The sequence below is a fragment of the Pseudomonas sp. TE12234 genome, assembly GCF_054061835.1.
On record NZ_JBSSEP010000018.1, the window covers coordinates 14063 to 39589 of the forward strand.

At 57.5% G+C, this 25527-nt stretch carries 22 protein-coding genes; 4 read left to right on the forward strand and 18 right to left on the reverse strand.

All coding sequences use genetic code 11. The features are described 5' to 3' along the window. Positions 1-84 precede the first annotated feature (84 nt). Positions 85-1509 (forward strand): undecaprenyl-phosphate glucose phosphotransferase, encoded by a 1425-nt coding sequence (locus tag ACVWYU_RS23630; RefSeq protein WP_090319839.1) that lies wholly within the window; start codon positions 85-87, stop codon positions 1507-1509. Between the two features lie 79 nt (positions 1510-1588). On the opposite strand, the gene ACVWYU_RS23635 is transcribed toward ACVWYU_RS23630, so the two are convergent. The 13 genes from ACVWYU_RS23635 to ACVWYU_RS23695 all read right to left on the reverse strand — a co-directional run bounded on the left by ACVWYU_RS23635 (position 1589) and on the right by ACVWYU_RS23695 (position 14741). Further along, the gene (locus tag ACVWYU_RS23635; protein ID WP_457373795.1) at positions 1589-2716 is read right to left on the reverse strand and encodes a glycosyltransferase 61 family protein; all 1128 of its coding nucleotides are present in this window, start codon (positions 2714-2716) and stop codon (positions 1589-1591) included. An 85-nt stretch (positions 2717-2801) separates the two neighbouring features. Further along, positions 2802-3944: a hypothetical protein gene (locus ACVWYU_RS23640; protein WP_457373796.1), complete on the reverse strand. Its 1143-nt coding sequence runs from the start codon at positions 3942-3944 to the stop codon at positions 2802-2804. A gap of 283 nt (positions 3945-4227) precedes the next feature. Then, positions 4228-4974: a WecB/TagA/CpsF family glycosyltransferase gene (locus tag ACVWYU_RS23645; RefSeq protein ID WP_457373797.1), complete on the reverse strand. Its 747-nt coding sequence runs from the start codon at positions 4972-4974 to the stop codon at positions 4228-4230. Then, positions 4974-6161 (reverse strand): glycosyltransferase family 2 protein, encoded by a 1188-nt coding sequence (locus ACVWYU_RS23650; RefSeq protein WP_248914239.1) that lies wholly within the window; start codon positions 6159-6161, stop codon positions 4974-4976. The genes ACVWYU_RS23645 and ACVWYU_RS23650 overlap by 1 nt, the downstream gene beginning before the upstream one ends. After that, on the reverse strand, positions 6158-7363 hold the full coding sequence (locus tag ACVWYU_RS23655; RefSeq protein WP_457373798.1) for a glycosyltransferase: 1206 nt from the start codon (positions 7361-7363) through the stop codon (positions 6158-6160). The genes ACVWYU_RS23650 and ACVWYU_RS23655 overlap by 4 nt, the downstream gene beginning before the upstream one ends. 75 nt (positions 7364-7438) lie before the next feature. After that, the gene (locus ACVWYU_RS23660; RefSeq protein ID WP_247255075.1) at positions 7439-8362 is read right to left on the reverse strand and encodes a DUF535 family protein; all 924 of its coding nucleotides are present in this window, start codon (positions 8360-8362) and stop codon (positions 7439-7441) included. A gap of 7 nt (positions 8363-8369) precedes the next feature. After that, the gene (locus tag ACVWYU_RS23665) at positions 8370-9347 is read right to left on the reverse strand and encodes a glycosyltransferase family 2 protein (RefSeq protein WP_247255076.1); all 978 of its coding nucleotides are present in this window, start codon (positions 9345-9347) and stop codon (positions 8370-8372) included. A 5-nt stretch (positions 9348-9352) separates the two neighbouring features. Next, positions 9353-9877, reverse strand: coding sequence for a serine O-acetyltransferase (locus ACVWYU_RS23670; RefSeq protein ID WP_090319817.1), 525 nt, complete (start codon positions 9875-9877; stop codon positions 9353-9355). Between the two features lie 8 nt (positions 9878-9885). Then, the gene (locus ACVWYU_RS23675; protein WP_090319815.1) at positions 9886-10842 is read right to left on the reverse strand and encodes a glycosyltransferase family 2 protein; all 957 of its coding nucleotides are present in this window, start codon (positions 10840-10842) and stop codon (positions 9886-9888) included. Next, on the reverse strand, positions 10835-11455 hold the full coding sequence (locus ACVWYU_RS23680) for an acyltransferase (protein ID WP_090327263.1): 621 nt from the start codon (positions 11453-11455) through the stop codon (positions 10835-10837). Before ACVWYU_RS23680 ends, ACVWYU_RS23675 begins: the two co-directional genes overlap by 8 nt. Before the next feature lie 98 nt (positions 11456-11553). Then, positions 11554-13050, reverse strand: a complete 1497-nt coding sequence (locus ACVWYU_RS23685) for an FAD-dependent oxidoreductase (protein WP_457373799.1) — start codon at positions 13048-13050, stop codon at positions 11554-11556. Beyond that, entirely contained in the window at positions 13047-13241 is a 195-nt protein-coding gene (locus tag ACVWYU_RS23690; protein WP_247255080.1) for a twin-arginine translocation signal domain-containing protein, read from the reverse strand. The genes ACVWYU_RS23685 and ACVWYU_RS23690 overlap by 4 nt, the downstream gene beginning before the upstream one ends. A gap of 123 nt (positions 13242-13364) precedes the next feature. Continuing rightward, positions 13365-14741, reverse strand: coding sequence for an oligosaccharide flippase family protein (locus tag ACVWYU_RS23695; RefSeq protein ID WP_457373800.1), 1377 nt, complete (start codon positions 14739-14741; stop codon positions 13365-13367). Between the two features lie 96 nt (positions 14742-14837). On the opposite strand from ACVWYU_RS23695, the gene ACVWYU_RS23700 reads away from it, so the two are divergent. The 3 genes from ACVWYU_RS23700 to galE are packed head-to-tail and all read left to right on the forward strand — an operon-like array spanning position 14838 to position 20016. Then, entirely contained in the window at positions 14838-16364 is a 1527-nt protein-coding gene (locus tag ACVWYU_RS23700; protein WP_457373801.1) for an O-antigen ligase family protein, read from the forward strand. A gap of 5 nt (positions 16365-16369) precedes the next feature. Then, positions 16370-19012 carry a glycosyl hydrolase family 5 gene (locus ACVWYU_RS23705; RefSeq protein WP_457373802.1) on the forward strand — a complete coding sequence of 881 codons (2643 nt, stop codon included), beginning with the start codon at positions 16370-16372 and terminating at the stop codon, positions 19010-19012. A 26-nt stretch (positions 19013-19038) separates the two neighbouring features. Next, entirely contained in the window at positions 19039-20016 is a 978-nt protein-coding gene (gene galE, locus ACVWYU_RS23710; RefSeq protein ID WP_457373803.1) for a UDP-glucose 4-epimerase GalE, read from the forward strand. A gap of 44 nt (positions 20017-20060) precedes the next feature. Here galE and ACVWYU_RS23715 read toward each other — a convergent pair whose 3' ends face one another. The 5 genes from ACVWYU_RS23715 to ACVWYU_RS23735 form a co-directional block, all read right to left on the reverse strand. Beyond that, positions 20061-20861 (reverse strand): CpsD/CapB family tyrosine-protein kinase, encoded by an 801-nt coding sequence (locus tag ACVWYU_RS23715; protein ID WP_247255085.1) that lies wholly within the window; start codon positions 20859-20861, stop codon positions 20061-20063. An 11-nt stretch (positions 20862-20872) separates the two neighbouring features. After that, positions 20873-22438, reverse strand: coding sequence for a GumC family protein (locus tag ACVWYU_RS23720; RefSeq protein ID WP_390955477.1), 1566 nt, complete (start codon positions 22436-22438; stop codon positions 20873-20875). 20 nt (positions 22439-22458) lie between these two features. Next, a complete protein-coding gene (locus tag ACVWYU_RS23725; protein WP_390959901.1) occupies positions 22459-23574 on the reverse strand; it encodes a porin family protein in 1116 nt (371 codons plus the stop codon). A gap of 26 nt (positions 23575-23600) precedes the next feature. Next, positions 23601-24158 (reverse strand): polysaccharide biosynthesis/export family protein, encoded by a 558-nt coding sequence (locus ACVWYU_RS23730; RefSeq protein ID WP_247255087.1) that lies wholly within the window; start codon positions 24156-24158, stop codon positions 23601-23603. Between the two features lie 393 nt (positions 24159-24551). Beyond that, positions 24552-25037, reverse strand: a complete 486-nt coding sequence (locus ACVWYU_RS23735) for a hypothetical protein (protein ID WP_390955476.1) — start codon at positions 25035-25037, stop codon at positions 24552-24554. Positions 25038-25527 lie beyond the last annotated feature (490 nt).

A 25527-nucleotide genomic window follows, 5' to 3' on the forward strand; every position in this document is an offset into this window, starting at 1 on the left:
ACGCGAACGCTCTCTAACGAGGGCAGTTTTGGTCTGAGTCGCGTTATCAGTCAGCGCGATGGGGGGCAGCAATGAGGTCTAAATATGATATTTGAGCCTAACACTAGCCGTTCCGTACTCCAGCGAAGAAGCAGCACCAGTATCGTTATTCAGGCCGGTCTCGATGGTCTCGCCGTGACCGGCGTCGCGTGGTATTTGATCAACTATCACATCGGCTACATCTCGCAGGCCTATGTCATCATGGTCCTGCTACTGCTTGGGGCCCTGGCCGTCGTCTACGACCATTATGCGATTTACCGAAGCAACGTCGGGTTCGCCGTCAAAGCTTTCAAGCTGCTCAAGGCATGGACCGCCGCTTTTTGTTTTCTGGTCGCCATGGCCTTTCTAACCAAAACCAGCGAACAATATTCGCGCCTGTTGGTGGGCGAGTTGTTCGTGATTGGCTACTTCGCTCAACTGCTGTTGCACCTGGCCACCCGCGAGCTACAGAAGAAATTCCTGGCTCACCCCGCTCAACGGGAAAACGCGCTGATCATCGGCACGGGCGAGCTGGCCAACTTCCTGCACCAGAAAATCAGCAACAACCCCTGGCTGGGTGAACGGGTGGTCGGTTCCGTGTTGATCGGCGGCAGCGATGATCAAGGCAAGGACGGCTCCAAGAGCGCACAACGCTTGACGATCCTGGGCCATATCTCCGACCTGGATGAGTTGGTTGTGCAACATTCCATCCGTACCGTGTATTTCGTGACACCGCTGGATGGTTCGCACGTGATCAAGGACGTTTACCTGAAGCTGTTCGACAAGCACATCTCCGTTAACTGGGTGCCTGATATTTTCTCGCTGCGCCTGATCAATCACAGCGTTCGGGAAATTGCCGGGATTCCCGTGCTGACGTTGTCTGAAACGCCATTGATGGGCATGCGACTGTTCATGAAGAACCTCGAGGACAAGGTCCTGGCCTTCCTCATCCTGTTAGTGGCGGCGCCGGTACTGGCGTTGGTCGCCATTGCGATCAAGCTCGACAGTCCGGGGCCTGTGTTCTTTCGCCAGGAACGCATGGGCTGGAGTGGCGATTCCTTCCGGATCTGGAAATTCAGGAGCATGGTTGTCCATCAGCCGGATGACGGTGTCGTCAAGCAGGCTGAAAAGAACGATCCACGCAAAACCAGGGTGGGCGCCTTTATCCGCAAAACCAGCCTGGATGAGCTGCCACAGTTGTTCAACGTCTTGATGGGGGAAATGTCGCTGGTAGGTCCGCGGCCGCACGCTATTGCGCACGACGCGCAATACTCGCCCGACATCTCGGACTACTTTGCCCGTCACAACATCAAGCCCGGCATCACAGGCCTGGCTCAGGTACGGGGCTTTCGCGGTGAAACCAGGGATATCGAGCAGATGATCCGGCGGGTTGATTCGGACATCGAATACATCAACAACTGGTCGCTGTGGCTCGACTTCACCATTCTGGCGCGCACTGTGCTGGCCTTCTCCGGCAAACATGCCTATTAGCCGGATTTGAGGACCGGGGCGATCTCGGGTTTCGGGGGCTGTTATCGATGGGCGTGGCCAGCTTTGCTGGCCAGCCTCATTAAGCGGTTGCCGGGAACAGGTCCAGGGTTCGCTCGACCTCATCGGCGTCGATACTGAAACCATTGCCCTCTTCGGTCCCCACCACGAAACCGAAGTTCTGCTGGTCGCGATCCGTCAGGTATTTGAAAAAGCAGAGGAACCGGTTAGGCGGCTGCAGAACCAGCAGCGAACCACCCGGCTGCAGGACGTTGACGCCATGGATCAGATGACTGCCCTCGATCCCCACGACGGTTCTGGCCCCGGCGCAGGCCGCGACAATGGTCGGTACATCGGATTTGGCCGGATCGATGATGCGAAAGCCCCGGCGGTCGCGCAGGCGTTCCGCCAGTTGCAGTTCATTGCGCAACAAGCGCAACTCGCCCTTGTCACCGCGCAGAATGAACACTCCGGGGTGAGAACTGGCATTGACGTGGGACAGCAACTTGTTACCCATTTCCCGGAAGCGCAGGTGCTTGTGGCGGTTCTGGCTGAGGTCGTCAAAAATCACCAGTTCACGGAAAAACGCATTGCGTAAACGAACCGGCTTCATCCCCAGCCACTCCTCATACCCGGGGGCATGCAGGATGCCGTGGCGGGAGGTAGAGACCAGTTTGTCCGAGGTGGCCGTGGTCACCGGCACGCCTTCCTCGCAGGCCAATGGGTAGGTGATGCAATCATCCATCAACCAGGAACCGAACCATTTATTGCCACCCGCCGTGCAATACAGCGCTCCACGGTCAATTTCGTTTTCCACACGAATCCTGGGCAACCATCCCGATCGCGGCGACAGCCAGGATTTGGCATTGCCCTTGTAGAGCGCGCCATCAATCAGCCAGGCGTCCTTGAGCAGGTAGCCACGGGTAGGTCCGTGTTCAACACGGCCGATACCTTCCATTGTGCGGCGGGGATGTTCGAAGGGATAAAAGAGGTCCCCGGCCCAACCCGTCACGCGCTCCAGCTGGTTGGGCAGGTAAAAGGCGGGTGGAGCGATGGCCGTCTCGCCCGGGGCGATTTCCCAGGACTTGACGGCGACATTTTGCAGCAACAATGAAGGCTTTCGCGTCAGTCGCGTCTTCAACATGTGTTTATAGGCAGCCAGGCTCCACTTCGCGGGACCGCCACTCGCCACTGCTTCTATATCCGACATATGAACGTCCACTCTAATGTGCTTATACAGAATTAGTGCTTATATCCGACACTTGAAGCTGTACTCGTTTAATTCCGAAATCCATTCAGGCGGATATAACGCACTCCATGATTGGGGCAGTCTTCAGATGGCTGTAGCGGCCACGCAGGGTTTCGAGCACTGACTCTTGCGGTTTGCGCGCACAGTGGAGATATATTTTGGACAGTCCACCAAAACCCATTTCACGGTAGCGGCTCGCGATCTCGTCATCACTCGGCCCGTCGGGCAGCCCTAAATGAAGGGTCAGTTTTTTACCTTCCACAGCAAACAGCGGGGTCTCCCAGAGAAATTGCGCAGCACCGGTCTTGGGCAGTCTTACAAACATATATCCGTAGTTACCCAGGGTATCGACGTCCCCGCCGCGTCTTCTTTTCCATTCAAGAAGCCCATCGTCCGGGCGCGCCAGGCAAGTGCCGATGTCGTAATAGTCAAAACCGTTTTCCAGCGCCCATTCCAGCGCCATGAACGTGGTGATCGAGTTTATTTCGCGCAGTTTCTTGGCGTCTGAATACACGGTTTCAGGGTAGCCAAAGCGGATGGTGCTCCAGTAGCGCTTGCCGGCGCGGGTAATCACGCACCCCAGATGGCAGGCGACCACTTCGTCTTCGAGCAGCACCAGATCAAGACGCCCGGCGTTTTTCGCCACCCGTCGAACTTCATGGGTTTCGATCTGAGAGGCGGCTGCGCCATGCCTGGCCTTGGCGTAGGGCTGCAGCATCTGCAGATCGGCGATCTCGATTTCGTCGTCGTTCAACGCCTGCTGCATGCGATAGCGCAGACGGTTCTTGCGCAGGTTTCGCCGTAGTTCGGTGTTGTATCGCGCGGTGATCTCGTCGATTGATCGGCTGAGCGGCACAACGGCACTCAAATATTGAGGCACACACAATGCGCCCGGGGTCGGCATTTCACTGACCAGCACCGCCTGGCTTGACGAGTCTGATTTCAGTGGAGTATCGGAGGCGGCGGAATCGGCTCCCATGAGCACTTTCGCGAATTCGCGCTGGGCTTTCCTGCCGACATAGATGACGTGGAAGGGGCTATTTTCCCGTAGCTTGAATCTGACGATTTCCCAGCGCCAGAAACAGGCCCGACTCAATATGTCTCGCAACCAGGAAACCGCTTTTCTTATCTCGAATCGTAAAGAAGGAGAAATTAGCTTGCGTATCAGTGCCGCTATATTTTCTTTCATTGGCTCACTTGCACACGTCGAGAAGAGGTTGAATTAGTTTGCAAGTAACGATATTCGGACTCGACAGGAAGGACCGATTACCCGCCTCTTCCTGCATGGTGTCAGGACTGCCCGACAAGAGTTCCGGCAACAATCCTGGAGAAGCCCCCCAAAAAAATAGGCCATCAATTCGATATTACCCCCGAGGAGTAAAGATGCTGTGCCTGGGTTTTGCAAGGCAGGTGAGGCACCACGGCCCGGTTTTTATCCGCGCCTTTTTGCGGCGAGGGTGATCGCTCGCGTGTCAGGTCGCCGCCGCGCGCTCCCGGAAAATCAATGTGCGCAGCAGAAACATCGGGTTGCCCACCACATAGCGCGTGAACAGTCGCTTCGGCTCACTGATCAACCTGAACACCCACTCGCAACCGAGACGGCGCATCCATTGCGGGGCGCGACTCACTTTGCCGCCGAGAAAATCCAGAATCGCCCCACCGCAGACGATCAGACACGGCACGCCACTGTTCGCGAGCCTTGCGGCAACGGCTTCTTGCTTGGGCATGCCCATGCCGAGGACCACCAGCTCCGGCTGAAACTCCCGGGCCAGCGCGATATAGGCGTCCACATCGGAAAAACCGTGGTGAGCTGAAACAACGTTCACTGAATACGTCGCTTCGCAGTGCCGCACGGCATTGAGCAGATACGTCTCTTCAGTGCCCCAGAACGCCACGCGCCGCCCCTTGTAAGCGGCCAGCAGTCTGGGGATGAAATCCGTACCGTTCATGTTCAGCCCCGGCGCCAGGCCGAGTCTGCGCAAGAGAATGGCCATGCCGGAACCGTCGCGCAGCAACACGTCAGCCGCCGACAGCGAGTCGTAGTAAGCGGTGTTGGCCGCCACCAGGTTCATGGCGTGGGCGTTGACGAACCCCAATACGGTCGCCGTCTCAGGGTGGGATAACGCATCGATCAGCGCGTGTTCGTCATCACCCTCATTGACCACCCTGAGTTTGTGGATGATCGTCTGCCATTTGTGCAGCCAGGCCAAAGTGCGCATCAGTTGTCGTCTCGCTTGGAACGTACCCATTCAACCTGGCGCTTGAGCAGAAAGCCGATGTACAGGGGAATTTTTTTGACGGCATAGAACGGCGCGTACATCAGGGCCGAAAAGGCAATGATCTGCCGGCCGAACTGGCTCCACGCCAACAGGATCGTCACCCCCAACAGCGCGACCCCGACCGATGCAATCAACGCCGGCGCCAACATTCCGGCCAGTAGAAACACCAGCCATGAAAGGACGAATGCCGCCACCAGGACCAGGGTCAACAAGGCCAGCGGCGGCACCAGCAGATCCAGGGTCATGGCCAGCAGGCTGCCGTTACGCTTGCCAATCGATTCCATAAACAACTTTGGCGTATCGCCCAGGATGACGCCCAGATGGCCATGCTCCCAGCGCGTGCGCTGGGTCGTCAGGCCCTCTTCACTGCGCGGAAAATAACTGGTCACCCGCGCATCGGGGCAAAACAACGGCGGCTTGCCACTGCGACAGAAATCCAGGCCCATCTTCAAATCTTCGACGATGTGGCCGCTGGCCAATTCGATCAAAGGCAGGTCGCGCCAGGCGAATGCCATTCCCGTGCCCATCAACTGACAGGGCAACCCGATCCGCGCCCAGCCTCGTGGACGCACCAGATTCTTCACGCACCAGGCGAACTCGGCAATCTGCACTTTCAACCCGGAGCCCGCCGGTGCAAGCATCAGGTTCAGCGATTGGGCGGGTCGCCCGGCGTCGATGCAACAGATGGCCAACCGCTCGATAAAGCCTTCGCTCACTTGGCAGTCGGCATCGACAATGATCAGGACATCCGGCGCGGCGCTGGCCAGGTGACGTACCCCGAAGTCCAGCGCATAGCCCTTGCCACGCTGCTGCAGATTGCTGCGCTCGACCACTTCGGCGCCCGCCGCGCGCGCCAGCGCCGTCGTGTCGTCGGAGCAATTGTCCGCGACCACCAACAGGCGGTCGCCTTGCGCCAATTGCGGCAGGATGCTGTTCAAGGTCGCGACGATCACCGAGGACTCATTGTGCGCCGGCACCAGCACCGCCACCCTGGGGCGCGATCCTCTCGCCGGCGGCAGCGACCGCGCCGGCAGGCACGCCAGCAGCACCTGGACAAACAGCACCAGCACCGGCAGGACGATGAGGATCAACAGTGCGCTGAACAGCCCGTTAAACAAGGTCATCATGCGTGCGCCCTGAACAAGGCAGCCAGCTTGGCCGCTTCGGTATCGATATCGTGGCGCTCCAGTACCCGCTGATAAGCCGCCTCGCCCATGCGTTGCAAGACCTCGACCGGTTGCGCCAGGCAATCGGCCAGCGCCGCCGCCAATTCGTCCACGTCGCCGGCGGGAAACAGCCAGCCGTTCTCGCCCTGACGCACCAGCTCGGGAATGCCGGCGACATAGGTCGTCAGCACGGGCCGGCGCAAGGCCATGGCTTCCATGATGACCACCGGCAAGCCCTCGGCGAAGCTGGGCAGGACCATGGCCCGCGCCGCCAGGATTTCCGCGCGCACCTGCTCGCTGCTGATCCAGCCGGTAATTCGCACCTGGGCCTGCAAACCGTACTGGGTGATCAATGCCTCGATCTGCCCGCGCATTTCGCCATCGCCCGCCAGTACCAACTCGAACGCCACGCCTTGTGCCGCGAGGATGCGGGCCGCTTCCAGCAACAGCAGCTGGCCCTTCTGCTCACACAGGCGCCCCACGCACACCAGGCGCGGCGCGGACGGCACAGCCACCGCCGGGACATTGTGGAACGCTTGCTCCAGGCCACAATGCACCACTTTCACTTTCGGCCAATGGGCATGATCCACCCAGCGAAACAGTTGGCTGCGCCCATAGGCGCTGATCGCCGCAACAAAAGCCGAACGCCGGACTTTCTCGCCCAAATGAATGAACTGTGGTTTGTCGAACTCTTCCGGGCCATGCACGGTGAAACTGTACGCCGGCCCGCCGAGTGCGTTGGCCAGCATCACCACCTCGGTTGAGTTAGTGCCGAAATGCGCATGCACATGCCCGGCGTCGCAGTCCTGTAACCAGGTGTGCAGGCGGCACGCTTCGAACAGATAGACCAGGTGGTAAGGCCAGGCACGATCGGCACGCCGGCTCATGCGTAACGCCAGCCACAGCGCTGAAAAAAAGCGTCGCGGCTCGGCACGCAGCACCTGCAGCACTGGCGATAACAGGCCTTTGACACCGTCTTGCAGTACATAACGGGTTTTATCGCGTTCCGACACATCCTCGGCATCCACCAACTCGTCGGCATCCCAGCCACGCAACGCAACGCGCTGCACGACAAAGCCCTGGCGTTCCAGTGCCAGAATCTCGCGACGAATAAAGCTGTGGCTGACCTTCGGGTATTGATTGATGAAGTAAGCGATACGCATAGGGACCAAGCTTAGTTGTCGTTTCGATGGGTGGTTACTGCAGTCACTTCCACAGTAGTACAGGCGCCTTGAGCGTCAATGCGCGGCATAGCAGCCTTTCAAGACGTTATCTATTTTTGTGAAAGTGCTGTCGAGCAGCTCGTAACGCCGACGGTACATGGCGCGTTTTTTTGAAGCGATGGCATCAAGCGGCTTCCTGGATGAGGCCAGGGGGATCTCGAAAAAATCTTCGCGCCGGGAGGGAATCGCTCCATGTTCCAGCCAGATCGAATCATAATCGGCCAACAATTCTTGAGCTTTGTGAGCACCAAAATACGGATGGCGATGGTGACGGTATCCATCCCCTACGGCATAAATTTTTTCCGCACCGATGTTCGTTGCAATGTACTTGATGACTTCTATGAGAAAGCTTCTGGGGCGCAGACCTTCGAAGTCCTTGGTCAGGTCCCGGTAAATGCCCAGGGACTTCTCACTTTCAATGCCTTTGTGTATCCCTTGCACCGCGCCGATGAAGATGCACAGTTCACCCTCTGCAATGCACAACGTGAAGGCGATTGAGGCGATGCGCAAGTCTTCCTGAAACAGGTTCAGCACCAGTTCTCCTTCGCGCATGAACCATACAGGGCGATCCAGAACCAGCGAGCAACCCGCCGAAAAATCCGATAGATCACTCAAGACCAGACTTTCGTCTCGCCCATACAGCAGTAATTGCGGGCAGCTTTTGGTCACCACTTCGTAGTGCGAGGCCAATACGCCAAGGCGATCCCGGGAGGTCCAGCTTTTGCTGATATAGGGCCAGTGAACGACACCGAGGCAATCGCCGCCCAACCGTTCCAGACCGGTTTTGCCCAGGGCATTGGACATGCGCGATAAAAACACCTTTAACTCGGCGCGGTTCTTGATCACCAGAACCAGCATCTTGAGCTTGTTCTTCATTGCCCTGAGGGAATACCCGGCATGTAAGGAAAACATGCTTTTCAGTGCCAGCCAGTTATTCATAGAAGTCTCACTTGTATTCGATCAAAGCCGACTTTCCGGCACCGAATCTGTTCAGTAGAAACTTGACTTGCCCGAGCATCTCGGGAAATTTTCCCAGCACAAGAAAGAAAGCCAGCACCCAATTATTGCCAGACGCTCCGTCCCCCCGACGCGCCAGACGCACGACCTGCAACGGATAGACCAGCAGCAGAAGCAGCCCGGACCATCCGATCAGCAGGCTGGTGATCAAGGTCAGCAGCGGGATCAACAACCCCCAGAACCAGGCACGTCGAGACTCGCGCCGCCAATGTCGCTCCGGCGGCGCCCCATGCAGAAACGCGCCCTCGGCAAAGGCATAGCCACCGCGCAAGGTGCGCCGCCACCACTGGCCGAAGCGGGTCATGGCGGCATCGTGCAAGGTCATCTCGTCTGCCAGGCGCCAGACCTTCCAGCCCCTGGCGCGCAGTCGTACACAGAGTTCAGGCTCTTCCCCGGCGATGAGATCCGGGCGAAAACCGGACACCGCGGCAAAGGCATCGGCGCGCATCAGGGCATCGCCCCCGCAAGCCTTGGCCTCACCCACCGGCGTATCCCATTCGAGATCACACATCAGGTTGTAAATCGAACGTTGCGGAAAACGTTCACGACGCCGTCCGCACACCACTGCCACCTCGGGCTGTGCCTCCAGAAAGGCCTGTGCCCGGCTCAGCCAGCCCGCGACGACCTCGCAATCACCATCGACGAATTGCACGTATCGCACGGTGGGCAACAGACGCTTCACGCAGGCGAACCCTTCATTGCGCGCACGCGCGGCAGTAAAGGGAATCGTCATGTCCAGCTCGACCACCTCGACGCCAAGCCTCTGTGCCAACTGCACGGAACCGTCGGTTGAGCCCGAATCGACATAGACAATCTGCTGTGCCATGCCGGCCAGCGACGCCAGGCAACGCTCCAGCCGCAGGCCTTCATTGCGCCCGATCACGACCACGCCTATGCCGTTAGCCATGGCGTTCAAGTGAATTCCCTGGCTTCTGCGCTCTGCCTGGTCTTGATCGTCGCAGGCACCCCCACTGCAATCGAGTTATCCGGCACATCGGTGAGCACCACCGCATTGGCACCAATCACCACATTGTTGCCAATGCGGATATTGCCCAACACCTTGGCGCCTGTGCCGATGTCCACGTTGTTGCCGAACACCGGGGCAATCGGGTCCTTCACATTCTTCAGCCCGACGACCACGCCGTTGCGGATGCGGCAGTCATCGCCGAACTGCGCGTATCCACTGATGACGATGCCGCCAAAGTGATCGATGACGAAGTTGCGGCCGACCACGACTTCACAGGGCAATTCGATGCCCGTGATGATCTGCACAAACTTGAAGAGTACTTTGTAGATAAAGGAGAACACCTTGCGTAATGGCGCTGGCCGCACGCCGTAGCGCCAGCGGCCAAACCGGTAGACCAACATCACCCAGAATCCCTGAGCGGCCCAATCACCCGCGTATGCACGCAAGTCCGCACGTATGTTTTCGAACATGAATTGATCTACCGTGTTGGTTGGCTAGCGAGTCGGGTGTCACGCAGCAGCGCCCAGGTAGCACGGGCATGCTGCCAGCACGCCCCGATGGCCGCTCGACCTCGGCCCTTCAACAGCGCCTTGAGCGCCAGGATCAGATCCCCCAGGCTCACCAGCAACATATGCCAGGCCAGCCCGAGCAAACCGTGATGTTTGCGGAAGTACAAAAGCTCGCTTTCGATTTGCAGCTTGGGTATCTGTCGACTGGCCGCGTTGAGTGCATCGACGGATTTGGCACTTTCGCCGCCGATGTGCACCACCGTGGTATGCGGGTAATACACCACTTTCCAGCCGGCCTGTTTGACGCGTTTGCAGTGGTCAACTTCTTCGTAGTAGAGAAAGTAGCGTGGATCGAACAGGCCAACCTGATCGATGACTTCTCGACGAATCAGGTAATAGCATCCGGGCACCCAGTCGCACTCACGTACCGAGTTATGGTCCCAGGTCATGTCATCGACTTTCTTCACCCCGGGGAAAAAACGCTCAAGCCCCGTACGCGCCATGAAGACATTCAATGGCGTTGGAAAATAGCGGCAGGAGGGTTGCAAATCCCCGTCCCGGCCCACCAGGCGAACACCCAGGATTCCGCAATCCGGGTGCGCCTCCATGTATTCGAGGGTCTTGTTCAGGGTATCCGCCGCAACGAAGGCGTCGGTATTGAGCAGTAACGCGTACTTGCCCTGAAGGTGTTCAACCAATTGATTATTGGCCCGGCCAAAACCGACATTACTGTCATTGGCCACTTGCAATGCCTCTGGACAAACATTGGCCAGACACTCCAGTGAATTATCGGCAGAGGCATTGTCCACCACCAAATAACGCGTGCGATCCGCGTTATTTGATTGGCGTAACGCATTGAACATCGGCTGCAATAAAGTGGCTGTATTGTAATTAACCACCAACACATCAAGTTCGGCACTAACCATTGTGTTGTTCTTCGCCAAAGAAATACTCGGCTCGCATGGCTTGCAGCTTCGGTTCCAGCTCAGGGTCGAACAACCCGTCACGATTCTCGATCAGGCTCATCCAGGGGTACTCGGCGCAACGCTCCTTGATATTTTTCACCAGGGTTTCCATCGTGCAGATAACCCTGGCTGGATTACCCCCGACCACCATCCCGGGCGGAACGTCTCTCAGTACCACCGCGCCAGCGGCCACCACTGAGTCCGGGCCAATCGTTACGCGCGGCATGACGATCGCGCCATGGCCGACAAAGGAATTGGCACGGATATCGACACCGCCGACAGAATCGAGCTTGGTTCCGTCACGCGCATTGATGACATGGACGATGCCGTCATGGCCGAATATCGTGCAATCGGACAATCCTACGTTGTCGCCGAGTCGAAGCATCGCGGGGTCGGTGATGTTGCACCCCAGGTTGATCCAGGCCCCCTTACCGACGGAGTGCAGTCCTCCCCAGCGCCCCATGTGTTGAGCCCATTCATACCCGTCCGGTTTACAAAACTTTTTATAGAGTGAAGTTCCACGCCCTGTTGTCTTGGCGTAGTGAGCGATAGCGCGTTTTAGTAGACCAATCATCCTGTCAGCCTCAATATTCAGCGATATACATCCGTGCCAGAGTTCGACGACCCTGATCTTTATTACCACTACCCTAAGCGTAGACTCCTCTTTAAGTTTCAACTCGGAAAATCGACAAACTCTCCCGTTCCGGAATACCTTCCTATCGATGGGCCCATCTCCTGGTTCAGATGGTCCGCCAGCCTCAACGCCAGTTGCAGAAGCGGCATCGTCGGGTTGCAGGCGCCTCCCGTCGCAAAGACGCTGCTGCCCGCCACGTAAAGATTCTCGACCCCGAACACCTTGCAGTTTTCATCGACCACACCAAATTCAGGCGAGGCCGCCATCCGTGTGGTGCCCATGTGGTGGGCATGGGGATTGACCTTCAGCGGCAATTCGACGTCATAAACGCACTCTTCCAGTTTGACAAAGCCCAGCCCCGTATCGGCAAAACACTTGGCCACTTCGAGCCCTATGGACTTGACGGTATTTCTGTCTGCCGGGGTCAGCTCCCAGTGAACGTTTATTTTTTTCATCCCCAACGCATCCCGCTCGTCAAGTAACGAGATGCGGCTATTGGGGTTGGGGAATTGCTCGATCAATGTGCCGAGCACTCCATCCCCCGGGCAATCGAACCGGGTAATGAACTCGATCTTGTGCTCCGCCCCGATGTCGCAGATGAGATTCTCGAAAAAATCCTTGATCGCCGCCGTTCGCCCATAGGCTTTCACTTCGGATACCAGCGAGGCCGTCACGTTTCCTTTACCCGACTCGTGCTCCGTCACGAAGGCATCGGTCGTGAAGTACTGCCGGGCATCCGTCCCCTGCCCGTCCTTGAGGATGAAGGTGCCCATGTCCACGTTCAGATGCTCCATGAAGCATCTGCCGACAAAACCGTCCTTGCTGACGATACCGCCAGCGGCCAGGGACTCACTGTTGAGCAACTGCCTGGCATTCTCGATCGCGCCGGTGGCCAGAATGAATTGTTTGGCCCTGACTTTTTCCCGATGCATTTCGTAATCGGAGACGACTATCGTCTCGATGCGGCCGGTCTTGCTATCGAACTCAAGATCGACGCAGTTGCAGTTGATGAATACATCGAGGCCCTCGGTTTCATTGAGTTCCCTGGCATATTTCTGTGCAAATCGCGTCGGTGGGCTGAGCAGGAAGCGATCGGCTACAAAGTCGTCGCCATCCAGATTGGCATTGATCGCCTTGAACCCGGAGTGCGGTGGAAGATCGACAATGTCCATGGCCGCCTCCAGATTGCGCTCGATCTCGGAAAACGCGATGGGCCAGCCGGGCAAGTGTATGGGAGGGGCCACGGCAAAGTCCGAGCGCTCGAATGGGCGGCATCGTCCGGCCCAGTGATTGGAGGTTCCGCCCAGAAAGCGCAGGCGTGTTTCCGCTGCGTAGACATCGAGGCCTGTCGACGGGCACTGGTAGAGTTCCTGCGAAACCGGTGAATACTCGTGCCCACCGCCCTCTACAAGCACGATATGCCGCCCGTTACCGGCCAGACGCAACGCCAGCGTAATGCCGGCCGGCCCGCCACCGATGATGCAGACGTCATAGTGGTCACGCAGTTCTTTTTGCGTCCGGTAATCTTTTATCATGCTTGTGTTTGCCGAAAATGCTGGGCAGGCAGCACCCATCCGTTGATGACAACAAACTCGGATTTGACAGGAGTAGGCCGGGCAACGACTTCGGAGACGCCAAACACAAGCCCTCCGAGGCTCAACAGGGCACATGCCTGGAGGAAATCTCTGCGCCCCATCACAGAGGTTTTCAAATCAGTTTCTTTCACGATTCAAAGCTCCACGACAGCCAGGTTGCGTTGGAAATTTCAACTAAACGTCAACGTCACGATTTTTGTGAGCAACCCGCATTGACTCCCCCACGGAACCGGTAATAACAGAGATAGTTCAAATCAAAGCCACTTGGCAAGGCTCGTCAACAACTCTCCGCACAAGGCCCCCACGACCAGCATGGGCAGCACGATCAGTTCACGCTTGAGATCCAGCATCCCCAGACGATAGTTGACATAGAAAACCAGGATAAGCGTAGGGAATGTGTGCAGCGCGGCACCCCAGATCGCGTATTTGACCCCGCCGATGGCCAGCAGCAAAGGCAGCAGCACCCACAGCGAGACCACCCGAATGATGTTGTCCATGGCCTGGTACTTGGTGAACCCCAGGGCAATCCAGACCTGATGAGCCAACATATAGCGCATGGTGAAAAAAGACAGTGAAAGGATCGCCATCATGTCGCCAGCCTGGGCATAACGCTCATCGTACAAGACGTGGATGAGCAGTGGACTGCCGGTCCAGAACAAGCCACAGAAAAACAGACAGAGTAGATCGAACATCATCTTGAGGCGGTAATACAACGTCTGCAGACGTGCAGTGTCATGGGTCCTGGTGGCCTCGCTGAAGGCCGGCAATGCCACGGCCCCGAAAACCTTCTGTATGCCCAGCTGCAGTGCTCCCAAAATCAGTACGGCAATGGAGTAGACCCCCAGCTCGGCAGCCGTCATGCTGCCGCCAAACCAGACGCGGTCACCGTACAAGGCCAATACGCCCAGTGCCGACGACAGCAAAATCCAGCGGCCGAAGACGACCAGTTCCTTGAGCGCATCACGCTCCCACTTCAGACGATTGGGCGGCCCCTCGAACCAGAGGTGCCCCATCGCCGTGCTGACGATCGCCGAGACCAGGCCCGCCACCACCAGTGACCAGATGGACCGGGTGAAATAACCGATGGCCAGCATCGCCAACAGCCCGGCGAACTGCGACACGAACTCGGCGATGACCACTTTTTTCTGCTGGAAAGCGCGCACGGCCAAATCGACTTTCGTCGACTGCAAGCCAAAGATGATTGCCAGCAGACCTGTCACGGCCAGTACCAGTGGCAACTCGGGTGCGGCGTAAGTCGAATTGTTCGCCCACAGATTGAGGGCTTGAGCAAACCAGGCGACACCCGCGATCAGCAGGGTCGAGGCAAACAGGATAAGCCCGCGAACGATCTGCACGGTCCACACGGTGTTGAGAAAAACCGGGTCGTCGCCACGTGGGCTCTGGATGATGTTCTGACGCAACCCCACATCGGAAAGCAGGTGCAGAACCACGGAGACCGTGGTGGCGATCATCATGACGCCGAACATTTCCGGCATGAGCAGGCGGGCCATGATCAGGTTGCCGCCGAGGCGAAACGCTTGGGACGTTACGAGCGCCCCGATATTCCATACCCCCGCAGATATCGCTTTCTTGCGAAGACCGACTGATGGCGATGAATCGGCTAACGGCATAACATCAACCCCGGACTCAATGGCACGAAAGGTACTATAGTCGCATTTTGCCATTCGACTAGCCGTCGCTCATCAATCAGATAAGAACGACCCACCATGCCTGAGCACTTTCGCGCGTTAATCGTCATTCTGGTCCTCGCCGGCGTCGTTTTTGCCATGGCTCGCCGACCCGCCGCAGACCTGATTCCCGACCGTGATTTCACGCGTCGGCGCAATCTGTGGTTTGCCTTGACGTTACTGGCGTTCTTCTCGCACAGCTTCTGGATTTACGCGGGCGTCGCCGCGATCGTGCTGACCGTTGCCCGTAAACGCGAGCGCAATCCCGTGGCGCTTTTTTTCTTTCTGCTGTTCCTCATGCCCCCCGCCACGGTGGAGATCCCCGGCTTCGGCGTGATCAATTATTTTTTCGGCCTGAACCATGTTCGCCTCCTGGCACTGTGCGTATTGCTTCCGGCTTTTTTCGCCCTGCGCAGACGAGCAGACACGGTACCTTTCGGACGCACCTGGCCGGACAGACTGTTGGCCGCCAACATCCTGTTGACGAGCCTGCTGTACCTGCGCGAAACCACCGTCACCGATACGTTGCGGCAAACGCTGTATCTGTTCATCGAAGTTTTTTTGCCTTACTACGTGGCCAGCCGGGCACTGCGCAACCTCAGCGACTTCAAGGACGCCCTGTTCGGCTTTGTTCTGGCGGCCATGCTGCTGTCACTGATCGGCCTCTTCGAGTACACCCGCAACTGGCTGCTCTACAGCGCGCTGAACGGTGCCTTGGGCGTACCCTGGGAGATGTCCGGCTACCTGACCCGCGGTGGCTCGTTACGCGCCAGTGTCACCACCGGCCAGGCCATCGCGCTGGGCTTCGTCATCAGTGTCGCCATCGGTTTTTATCTGTACTTGCAGGAGGAAGTCCGCAGCAAACTGCAACGCAGCCTCGGCGCGCTCCTGCTCGCTGGCGGCCTGTTCGCGCCACTGTCGCGTGGTCCCTGGATCGGCACCGCGGTAATGATCGTGGCGTTCATCAGCACCGGCCGCAAAGCGTTCAAGCGCCTGATGCTGCTGGGGGCGGCCGGCATGCTTGCCCTACCCCTGCTGGCCGTGGTGCCGGGCGGGCAGAAAGTGCTTGATCTGCTGCCGTTCATTGGCACGGTGGAAGTGGAAAACATCACCTACCGGCAGCAGCTGATCGACAACGCCGTGATCGTCATCCAGCGCAACCCCTGGCTGGGGTCCTTCGATTATCGCAGCACACCGGAAATGCAGTCCCTGATCCAGGGCCAGGGCATCATCGATATCGTGAACACCTATATCGGCGTGGCGCTGTCGGTCGGCCTGATCGGGTTGGCACTTTTCGTCATGTTCTTCGTCTGCGTTCTGCACGGCATCCGCAAGGGGATGCGTTCGTTCCCCAACAAGGAAAATGAGGCACGCCGACTCGGACGTGCGCTCCTGGCAACACTGGCCGGGATCCTGATCACCATCGTGACTGTCAGCAGTATCACGGTAATCCCCGTGGTGTATTGGTCGGTGGCCGGTCTGGGCGTCGCCTATGCTCAGATGGCACGCAGGCTCAAACAGACCTCCCCAGCCGTCACAGCGAGCGCCCACCTCCAACTCCGGTAGAACCCATGGCCCCATTGTTTCGTCGTCCCCAGATACTGCTCCTGCTCCTGCTGTTTTCTGCGTTTTGGCCGTTACGTATCTGGGCTTCGGACTGGGTCGCCAGCGTCGATGAACGAAGTGGTCTGCCGATGCTGGTGCGCGGTGGCAGCCCTGCCCTTGTCAGTGCGTTGACCTTCTGGGACAAAAACTGGGCCTGGACGTATCTGGCGGGTCAGTTCAAGGTCGACGGGCCCTATCGTTATTCCCTGGCCGGGCAGAACAAAGCGCTGGATTTCGATTTGAGCGCGCAGGTCCAGAAAGAAGACGGGCAGAAACTGACCTGGAACTTTGCCGTGGACGCACACAGCCTGAAGCAGGACGTGATCGGTGGCGGCATTGTCTTCCGGTTCGACCCGGCCCTGTTCCCGGGTGAGATGGGCGAGCCTGCCTTGCTGCCCGACAATCGCGGCTGGTCCTGGGGCAACGCACAAGGGCGGCGCATCGAAATGCGTTTCGAGCCTGCGCTGGAGAGTGTGTACTTTGAACCGGGTGATAAATCTCAGGTACGCGCTTTTTTCTACAAGAACTCGATCGAACCCGGTCGCCAGAATTTCACCGCCACCTTGAGTGTCTCGGGCGATGTGACGCTCGGCCCTACCGCTTCCGAGCGCTTCGGAATGGACCAGCCAAAGAACTGGCCGACAGACAAGCTCGACTGGAAAACCTCACCGGTCGACCTGTCCTTTCTCAACGCTCAGGAAAAGCCCGCGGGCAAGCGTGGCTTCGTCAAAGCTGCCGGCGAGCAGCTGCTGTTCGCGGACGGCACCCCGGCGCGCTTTTGGGGCACCAACCTCTCCGCCTATGCGCTGTACCGCACGCCTGACGATGCCATCAAGCTGCAGGCCAAACGCTTGTCGGCACTGGGCTTCAATCTCGTGCGACTGCATCACCATGACTCACCCTGGGTCTTTCCGAACATCTTTGGCGACGGCAACGTCATACAGGACACCCAGCAACTCAGCCCGGAATCGCTGAAGAAAATCGATTGGTGGATCAAGTGCCTCAAGGACGAAGGCATTTACGTGTGGCTCGATATGCACGTCGAGCGAGCCGTTAGCGCCAAGGACAATATCTTCGGTTTCGAGGAAATGCCGAAAAACAGTAAGAACACCGCTGATCTCAAGGGCTATGCCTATGTGAACAGCACTATCCAGCAAGCGATGAAGCGCTTTGCCGAAAGCTACCTGACCCACGTCAACACCTATACCGGCCTCGCTTACAAAGACGATCCGGCGATCGCCGCCATACTGATCACCAACGAAAACGATGTGACTCACCACTACGGCAATGCCCTGTTGCCCGACAAAAAGGTGCCAAAGCACAACAAGGTCTACATGGCCGAGGCCGAGGCCTTTGCCCGGCAGCACAACCTGTCTGCCAGCCAGACCTGGCGCTCATGGGAGCCCGGTCCCTCCAAGCTGTTCCTCAACGACCTGGAGCAGCGCTTCAACGTCGACATGATTCAGTACCTGCGCACCCTCGGTGTGAAGGTTCCCATTGCCACGACCAGCAGCTGGGGCGGTAACGGCCTGAACTCGCTACCGGCACTGACCGCCGGCGATGTGATTGACGTCCATAGCTATGGGGGGCTTGGCCAACTGGAAAAAAATCCGCTCACCAGCGAAGGCATCGTCAACTGGATCGCCGCCGGCCAGGTCGTCGGCAAACCACTGACGGTCACCGAGTGGAACAACGAACCCTTCCCGACCCCTGACCGCCATTCGTTGCCGCTGTACATGGCGGGCACTGCCAGTCACCAGGGCTGGGATGCGCTGATGCAATATGCCTACAGTCAGGAGCCGTTGACCGGTGGCTGGATGACGGCCGACAACTGGCATGCCTACAACGATCCGGCGCTGCTGGCCACCCTGCCCGCCGCTGCCTTGCTGTATCGCCGCGGCGACGTTGCACCAGCCAGGACAACCTACGTCTTCGCACCGACGCCGGACACCCTGTTCAACCAGTCGATCAGCGCGGCCAACTCGGCACTGCTGCGCACCGCCATGGAGAAAGGCAAGCTGGAAATCGCGATGCCATCGACACCGGAGTTGCCCTGGTTGCAGCAGAGTACGATTCCGGGCGATGCCCAGGTGTTTCACGACCCCAATCAGTCGCTGCTGGACGCCAACGCGAGCGAGGCCACCACAGACACCGGCGAGCTCAAGCGCAACTGGAAACAAGGCGTCTACACCATCAATACGCCGCGCACCCAGGCCGCTACCGGCTGGATCGGCGGTAAGTCGATCGCCCTTGGCAAGATCGAGGTGAACGTGAAGACCGCCAACGCCAGTGTGGTGGTACAAAGTCTGGACGACATGCCTGTGGGCCGTTCGCAGGATCTACTGATTTCACTGGGCGCGCGTGCCGTCCCCCAGGATGACGGCAAGACACCGTTTTATGTCGAGCCCCTGGAAGGCACGCTGACCATCCAGGCACCACAGGGCTTGACCCTGTTTTCTCAAGACGCCCCAGGGCAAATCAAGAAGCTGCCCGCCACCTACGCAGATGGCCGCTATACAATCAACTTCGACGGCGTGCAGGCGTCGAACTGGCTGTTTCTGAAAAAAGGCGCCACGCCAGGCAATGTCACAAGCTCAATGGCTCAGTAACAGTTTCCAGGAGAATGGAGATCAGGATGAAATTTTTGGTGGTGGGGGGCGCGGGCTATATCGGCTCGCACATGGTCAAGCAGCTGCTGGGCGCCGGTCATGAACTGGTGGTGGCAGACAACTTTTCAACCGGCCATCGCAGCGCGTTGACGGGCGGGAGCCTGGTCGAACTGGACATCGCCGACGCACGGGCGCTGGACGCCCTGTTTGCCGGGCACCACTTCGATGCCGTGTTTCACTTCGCGTCATTCATACAAGTGGGAGAGTCTGTCGCCGAACCGGCCAAGTACTATCAAAACAACCTCGCCGCCACCCTGACGCTCCTTCAGGCCATGGTCCGTGCCGGGGTCAAGCACTTCGTTTTCTCCTCGACCGCCGCCGTCTATGGCGACCCGTTGTACGTGCCGATCGACGAACAACACCCCAAGGCCGCGATCAACCCTTATGGGCGCAGCAAGTGGATGGTGGAGCAGATGCTTGAAGATTTCGACCGCGCATACGGGCTCAAATCGGTCTGCCTGCGTTACTTCAATGCCGCTGGAGCAGACCCCGAAGGCCAGTTGGGCGAACGCCATGAACCTGAAACCCACCTGCTGCCATTGATCCTGCAAGCGGCCTCGGGCCGGCGCCCATCGATCACGGTGTTTGGCCGTGATTACGACACACCCGATGGCACCTGCATTCGCGACTATGTACACGTTGCAGATCTCGTCGCCGCTCACGCACTCGCCGTGGACTATCTTCTGGAAGGGGGTGCCAGCACGGCGTTCAACCTTGGCAATGGTCAAGGTTTCTCGGTGCAGCAAGTCATAGACACCGTACGCCAGGTCACTGGCCAGGACATCTGCGTGAGCGACGCGCCACGCCGCGCCGGAGACCCGCCACGCCTGGTGGCCGACCCACGCCGGGCCCAGGCATTACTGGGATGGCAGCCGCGGTTTGCCTCGCTTGAGCAAATAGTGACGCACGCCTGGAAGTGGGAGCAGAAGCACCCCTGGCATTAACAGCAGGCGCTGGCGATAAACGCCGAGCGCCCGAGACTGACGTTCTAGTAGTAAGAGCGGTTTTGGGGTTCGGCCTTGTTCAGCACCGTACCAATGAGGTTGGCCGAGCCCAGGTGATGCAGGCTTTCCTCGATCTCTTTCTTGCTGTTCATTCCATTGGCGACCACGAGCAGGACGCAATCGAATTTAGGCAAGACCGTGATCACATCATCGGAGCTCAACACCGGTGGCAAGTCGAAAATCACGATACGCGAGTTGTAGCGATCGCGAAGGTCGGTAATCAAATGACTGACCGCGGGCGAAGACAGCACTTCGGTGGACAGCGGGATCGGTTCCCGTGTTGGCAAGACCACAAAACGCGGCAATGTCGGATTGACCAGCACTTCTTGCAGTTCGGCTTCATCGGCCAGCAATTCATTGAGCGACTTTTCCATCGGCAGGCCCAGGCAGGCACCCACCCTCGGTCGACGCAAATCGAAGTCCACCAGCAACGCCGTCTTGGTGGTGTGATGCGCAATACTCATCGCCAGATTGATCGCCAATACCGTTTTACCGGAGTCCGGTGTCGGCGAGGTGATGGCCAGCGTACGCCAACCATTTTCCTCCATGGCTTTGAGAACCTGCGTACGCAGCAAATCGAACGCCCCGCCCATGGGGGAGTTCTTGTTGTAGGCCACGATGCGGTGACGCTCAAGGTGGTCGGCCCGTAGCGGAACGACCTTGGTTTGCACATAACTGAGGGCATTGAGCGTGGGGGCTGGGGCAGGCTGTCCGCTCGAGGTAGTCACGAGACTCGACGAAGCCTGTGGCTCCCCTTTATCGCTCGCTGGCTTGATTATTTCCATGGCTGTATTCCTTATTCAAACCGTGCCAGAGCCTTAAACACCAGTAGGTCCAGAGGCATGTAGAACAAGTGCACGAGCACCAGAAGGACGGCGATCAGCACGACTCCACCGAGGATCAGAAACTGGCGCCAACGCTTGCGGCGTGCAAGTTCTGCCTTGGTGTGAATATAGGGGATGGTACCCAATACGCGTTTACCCAACACGCTTGTCAGCGCCTCCACACCGCGCACGCGCTGGTTCAACATTTCCAGCAGCATCACCAGTGCGCCAGTGCCGACCGGGGCAAGTACAAAGCCCATGGCAACGACTTTTTTACGATTGGGCCTGACCGGTTTCTCGGGCATCAACGGCGCCTCGAGAAGCACAAAACGCTCGGCCTTGTTTTCCTGCTCCAGGCTCTCGGAGATTTTCGCCCCCATTTCCTTGGTGCGGATTTCCTCGTACTTCTTGCGCGCGTTGTCATGGTCGCGCATCAGTGTGACCAGCCCGCGCTCGACTTGCGGCGTCTCAAGAATCTGCGCCTCATAGGCATTGATTTTGGCGAGGATTTCCTTCTTCTGATCGGCCAGAGAGCTGATCCGTGCTTCGGATGCCGCGACCCGCGCCTGAGCCTTGGCAACATCCATGCTGACCGACGTCATTGCACCGCTATTCCCGCCATTGGCAGACTCGAGCGCGGCAATTTTGCGTTTGACGGCGCGCACATCGGGGTGGGCTTCCGTATACAGCGACAACAACCGGGCGTACTCCGCCTTGAGGCTGGGCAAATCCTGCTGTTGATCAGCCGCCGTACCCGACGCTCCGGGTTTGCTCGCTACGCCGGCACTGGCTGCGGAAACTTCCAGCTCGTTGAAGCGCAACTCCTCGCGGGCTGCCTTGTAGTCGCGATCGACCTCTTTAAGTTCGGTCTCGGCGCGCGACAACATGTTCATGCGCAATTCCTGGTGCTCGGGCAGCGCGTTGCTGTGGGCCTGCTTGAAGTCCGCCAGGCGGTTCTCCAGGGTTTCCAGTTCAACCCTGAGCTTGTCGGCCTCCTGGGTCAGGAACTCGGTCGTCTCACTGGCTCGCTCGGTACGCTGCTTGATGTTTTCATCCAGAAACAGCCTCACCAGTTCCTTGGCGACCTCGTTCGCGACCTCCGGCTGCTTGTGTTCAAAAGCCAGGCGAAACGCGATGGTGACCTCTCCGCGCCCCTTGACGGCAGCACTGACCAGGGAAACGGTAATCGAGTTACGCATCTCATCGATTTTCTCGGTAATGCTTAGCCGACGGCTCTCCGAAGCAAAGAGATTGTATTTGTCGATGATCGCTTCCAGGTGCTCACGGGTCATCACGCGCTGGCGAATGACCTCAATACGCTCGTCGGCAAACGTGTTGTTGTTTGCCGCCACCAGGTCGGGCGAAATCTGCTGGGACTCGACCAGGATCGTGCCGGAGGACTGATAGACGGGGGGTATGGCCATCGCCACCATGACGCTTACCGCGAATATCACAGCGATACTCACCACCACCAATACGGCATGATGCTTGACTATCGCGATGTAATCGTTAACCGACATTTCGTATTCAGAGGCCATAGTTCTCACACAGCTGAATTTCAGAGTTCGGGGTAACTATAGGTCAGGGTTAACCCCACGACGTTGGCACTGGCATCGGCAAAACCGCTTTGCAGGCGTTGCTTGTAGGAGAAGGATAGGCGCGCAACCCAAAAAGGCGAGAGATCACGACTGACCCAGGTATTGAAATTTTTAAGGGTGCTGGCTGACACTCCTGTGGTTTTTTGCCATGAGGTATCGATACCGGTACGAATCAACTCATCGACGGAATAACTCCATGTAGCCCGCAGATTGTCACTCTCGACGAAGCCGCCATCACCGTTGGCGATCGTGCTGCGACTGGCGTCGAATGTCGTGTCAAAGCGCTCGCCGGCATAATGCAGGTTGAACCCGCCCTGCCCCGTCGGATTGCTGTTCGTACCCGAGACCTGGTTGACGCCCGCGTACGCCGACCCTTCGAGATTTTCGGAGATCTTGAAGTTGAAACCTGCGGTGGGCGTATAGCTGTTTGAAGAGGCAACACCGGAGCCGGACGTCGGCTCGTAGCGCCTGGCGCCAAAACGCGTGAACAGCTCGAGACGATCGCTCCAGGCATAGCTCAGGCTCACTCGGTTCGACAGCTCGTCATAGCTGGTCAGGGAATTAATGTCATATCTGACGTCCGTGTATTCGGCCTCGTCGGCCAACGTCGTCCGGTCGCTCAGCGCGCTACGCCAGTTGCCCCCCACCGTGGATTGCTTCTGGGTGCCGTCGGGGGCGATCACGCCGGTTTCCTGAACGGTACTGGAGAGCGTCGAACTCTCGACATAGCTCGCCGTCAGCCCGTACGCACCGGTTTCGGTGTCACGCTGCCAGCCCAACCGCAGGTTGGGGTCTTCACGATCCCGAACGACGGAGGTGTCAGATGAATGCACGACGTTCACTCCCAGACCGATGTTCAACTGATCCCGGTCGGACGTTCCCACGATCGTCGCATCGGGAGCGATGATCGTACGGGTCACGGCCTTTTTGTTGTTCCCGACGAGCAGGGGATTACTATCGTGTTCGACAGTCGTCGGCACGGCTACCGTCGATTGCCAGGTGGCCGCACAGGCCACCCCCGAATACGGCAAAAACAATAATGCCGTCGCAGCTCCAGTTGTTCGCAGCATAAGCAGGCTAAGCCCCGATACCTCACGCAAAATCAAGGCACGACCAACGTATCGCCGGCCTGAAGTTCAAAGTTGGTGGACATGTCACGCCCGGAGATCAAGTCACTGTAGTGAACGGGCAATAACTTTTGGGTAGTTCCGTTGTTTCGAATAACCTTGATGCCATCCTTATCCGCAAACTTGTCCAACCCACCCGACATGCTCAAGGCTTGCAGCACGGTGGTTGGGCCGGTCATCTGCGCTGGCCCGGGCTTTAGTACCTTGCCCTGCAAGTAGAAGAGATAGCCTTTTGGGTCCTTGATGCTGACGCTGACGTCGGGATCCGGAATGTATTTGACGAGTTTGGCGGCGATGGCCGATTCGGCGGCGGCGGTTTCAAGCCCTGCCACCTGGATGCATTTCACCAGTTTGATGCAGGCCCTGCCATCGGGAAGTACGGTGACGTCTTGATCCATGTTGGCCTCGCCCCAAACGGAGACATGGATGACATCTCCCGGATTGAGCAGGTAAGCCGCGTCTTTTTCGTTGGCACTGGAAATGCTGGGCCAAACAGCCAGCGCGCAGAGCGCAGGTAGCATTAAACGCAACATCGGGATCCCTCCGCCTAAGTAGCCTTGTCAGGAGTTTCACACAAAAGCGGAGCTAAATCACTATCTCCCCCTTCATGCCAAAAAAAACACGAGACTGTAATCGCTTCGGGCTTGTCGTTGGTCAATTTCATTCGGCACTACCTCAGCCAGAGAAATTTTTGTTATTTTACAGCGACTTGAATCCTTGCAATCGACCCTCTAGTTAGCGCGTCAAATTAATTTCATTCAGGCCACCATCAAAATCCATTTGCCTGAACACCGCCCCCAGTGCATCTATTACAACTCAACTAATCGACGCCATCCCCCGATAGAAAAACAAGGAAAAACACATATCGACCAGGAAAAATATTTGTTTAAAAAATCAACTGGCGCCTAAACGAACCCAGGCACTAGTTAAACTTTCCGACGGTTGGCTACCATAATGAAACCAAATAACGCCGAAGAGAACAGCCAGGCCACTGCAGAAAGCGGGACAGCTTTCGGCTGATTGGTTATTCCCGTCAACTCGGTAACCTGGCTTTTAAGATCAACCATTACCTGATCATTGGTGGTCCCCGCCATTAATCCGTCGCAAGCAGGAACATTGACACTTTCCGTAGAGCCGGAGTGATGTACGACGCTGCTGAATTTCGCCGATTGAGCGCCATCGAAGTAGACATCGGTGACCAGTGAAGGCACACCCAGGCCGTTTCCAAGCGTAAGTAGCTCGCTACCGGAAGGCTCTTCCAGCGCATTCCCCGCTTGCGACCTTAATGCATCGCATGAATTGTTCATGCGATTAAATTCATTGAAAAAAGTCGACGCCTGCGCATTAAAAGCAACCGCACCATTAGCGAGCATCAGAATCAAAACGGATTTAATGACAAGTGTTGGTCGCATAGCACAGCCTCCCTGCGCAGAGGTGAATTGTTTGTTGAGTAGAGGACTTTTCCATCAGCGTAAATTGAGCGTATAAGCACATAGCCAGCACGTCAATAGCTCGTCACGATAATAAAAAAAAATAAAAATCAGCGCAGAATGGCGTCAAAATACCGACAAACCAATCAACACTGACCTGCATCAAATGCACTGTTTTCCCATTCTCAGTGGTGACTTGGGTATTAGGTTGGAACAGGAAACGCTCTCAAATAACTTTATCGTTATCTTTTCGAAAGTTAGCGCTGGCTTTGAAAACAAACTTCAAGATTTCCGGCAGTTACAGCTGTCGATGTGGATCCAACTTCGGTGCAAATCAGCCGTTTTTTTTCAAAACCGCTACGTCCATACAGACCAAAATCCATGCAATGCGAGCCGGTTCATGCCGCGCCTGAACACTGACATTGAGGATGGCGGAAAACCGACGCACAGATTTTCATCGGTTTAACGTTTG

Coding starts and splice junctions, on each gene's coding strand:
- ACVWYU_RS23630 (WP_090319839.1), top strand. CDS start 85: ATGATATTTGAGCCTAACACTAGCCGTTCCGTACTCCAGCGAAGAAGC.
- ACVWYU_RS23635 (WP_457373795.1), bottom strand. CDS start 2,716: ATGTCGGATATAGAAGCAGTGGCGAGTGGCGGTCCCGCGAAGTGGAGC.
- ACVWYU_RS23640 (WP_457373796.1), bottom strand. CDS start 3,944: ATGAAAGAAAATATAGCGGCACTGATACGCAAGCTAATTTCTCCTTCT.
- ACVWYU_RS23645 (WP_457373797.1), bottom strand. CDS start 4,974: ATGCGCACTTTGGCCTGGCTGCACAAATGGCAGACGATCATCCACAAA.
- ACVWYU_RS23650 (WP_248914239.1), bottom strand. CDS start 6,161: ATGATGACCTTGTTTAACGGGCTGTTCAGCGCACTGTTGATCCTCATC.
- ACVWYU_RS23655 (WP_457373798.1), bottom strand. CDS start 7,363: ATGCGTATCGCTTACTTCATCAATCAATACCCGAAGGTCAGCCACAGC.
- ACVWYU_RS23660 (WP_247255075.1), bottom strand. CDS start 8,362: ATGAATAACTGGCTGGCACTGAAAAGCATGTTTTCCTTACATGCCGGG.
- ACVWYU_RS23665 (WP_247255076.1), bottom strand. CDS start 9,347: ATGGCTAACGGCATAGGCGTGGTCGTGATCGGGCGCAATGAAGGCCTG.
- ACVWYU_RS23670 (WP_090319817.1), bottom strand. CDS start 9,877: ATGTTCGAAAACATACGTGCGGACTTGCGTGCATACGCGGGTGATTGG.
- ACVWYU_RS23675 (WP_090319815.1), bottom strand. CDS start 10,842: ATGGTTAGTGCCGAACTTGATGTGTTGGTGGTTAATTACAATACAGCC.
- ACVWYU_RS23680 (WP_090327263.1), bottom strand. CDS start 11,455: ATGATTGGTCTACTAAAACGCGCTATCGCTCACTACGCCAAGACAACA.
- ACVWYU_RS23685 (WP_457373799.1), bottom strand. CDS start 13,050: ATGATAAAAGATTACCGGACGCAAAAAGAACTGCGTGACCACTATGAC.
- ACVWYU_RS23695 (WP_457373800.1), bottom strand. CDS start 14,741: ATGCCGTTAGCCGATTCATCGCCATCAGTCGGTCTTCGCAAGAAAGCG.
- ACVWYU_RS23700 (WP_457373801.1), top strand. CDS start 14,838: ATGCCTGAGCACTTTCGCGCGTTAATCGTCATTCTGGTCCTCGCCGGC.
- ACVWYU_RS23705 (WP_457373802.1), top strand. CDS start 16,370: ATGGCCCCATTGTTTCGTCGTCCCCAGATACTGCTCCTGCTCCTGCTG.
- galE (WP_457373803.1), top strand. CDS start 19,039: ATGAAATTTTTGGTGGTGGGGGGCGCGGGCTATATCGGCTCGCACATG.
- ACVWYU_RS23715 (WP_247255085.1), bottom strand. CDS start 20,861: ATGGAAATAATCAAGCCAGCGAGCGATAAAGGGGAGCCACAGGCTTCG.
- ACVWYU_RS23720 (WP_390955477.1), bottom strand. CDS start 22,438: ATGGCCTCTGAATACGAAATGTCGGTTAACGATTACATCGCGATAGTC.
- ACVWYU_RS23730 (WP_247255087.1), bottom strand. CDS start 24,158: ATGTTGCGTTTAATGCTACCTGCGCTCTGCGCGCTGGCTGTTTGGCCC.
- ACVWYU_RS23735 (WP_390955476.1), bottom strand. CDS start 25,037: ATGCGACCAACACTTGTCATTAAATCCGTTTTGATTCTGATGCTCGCT.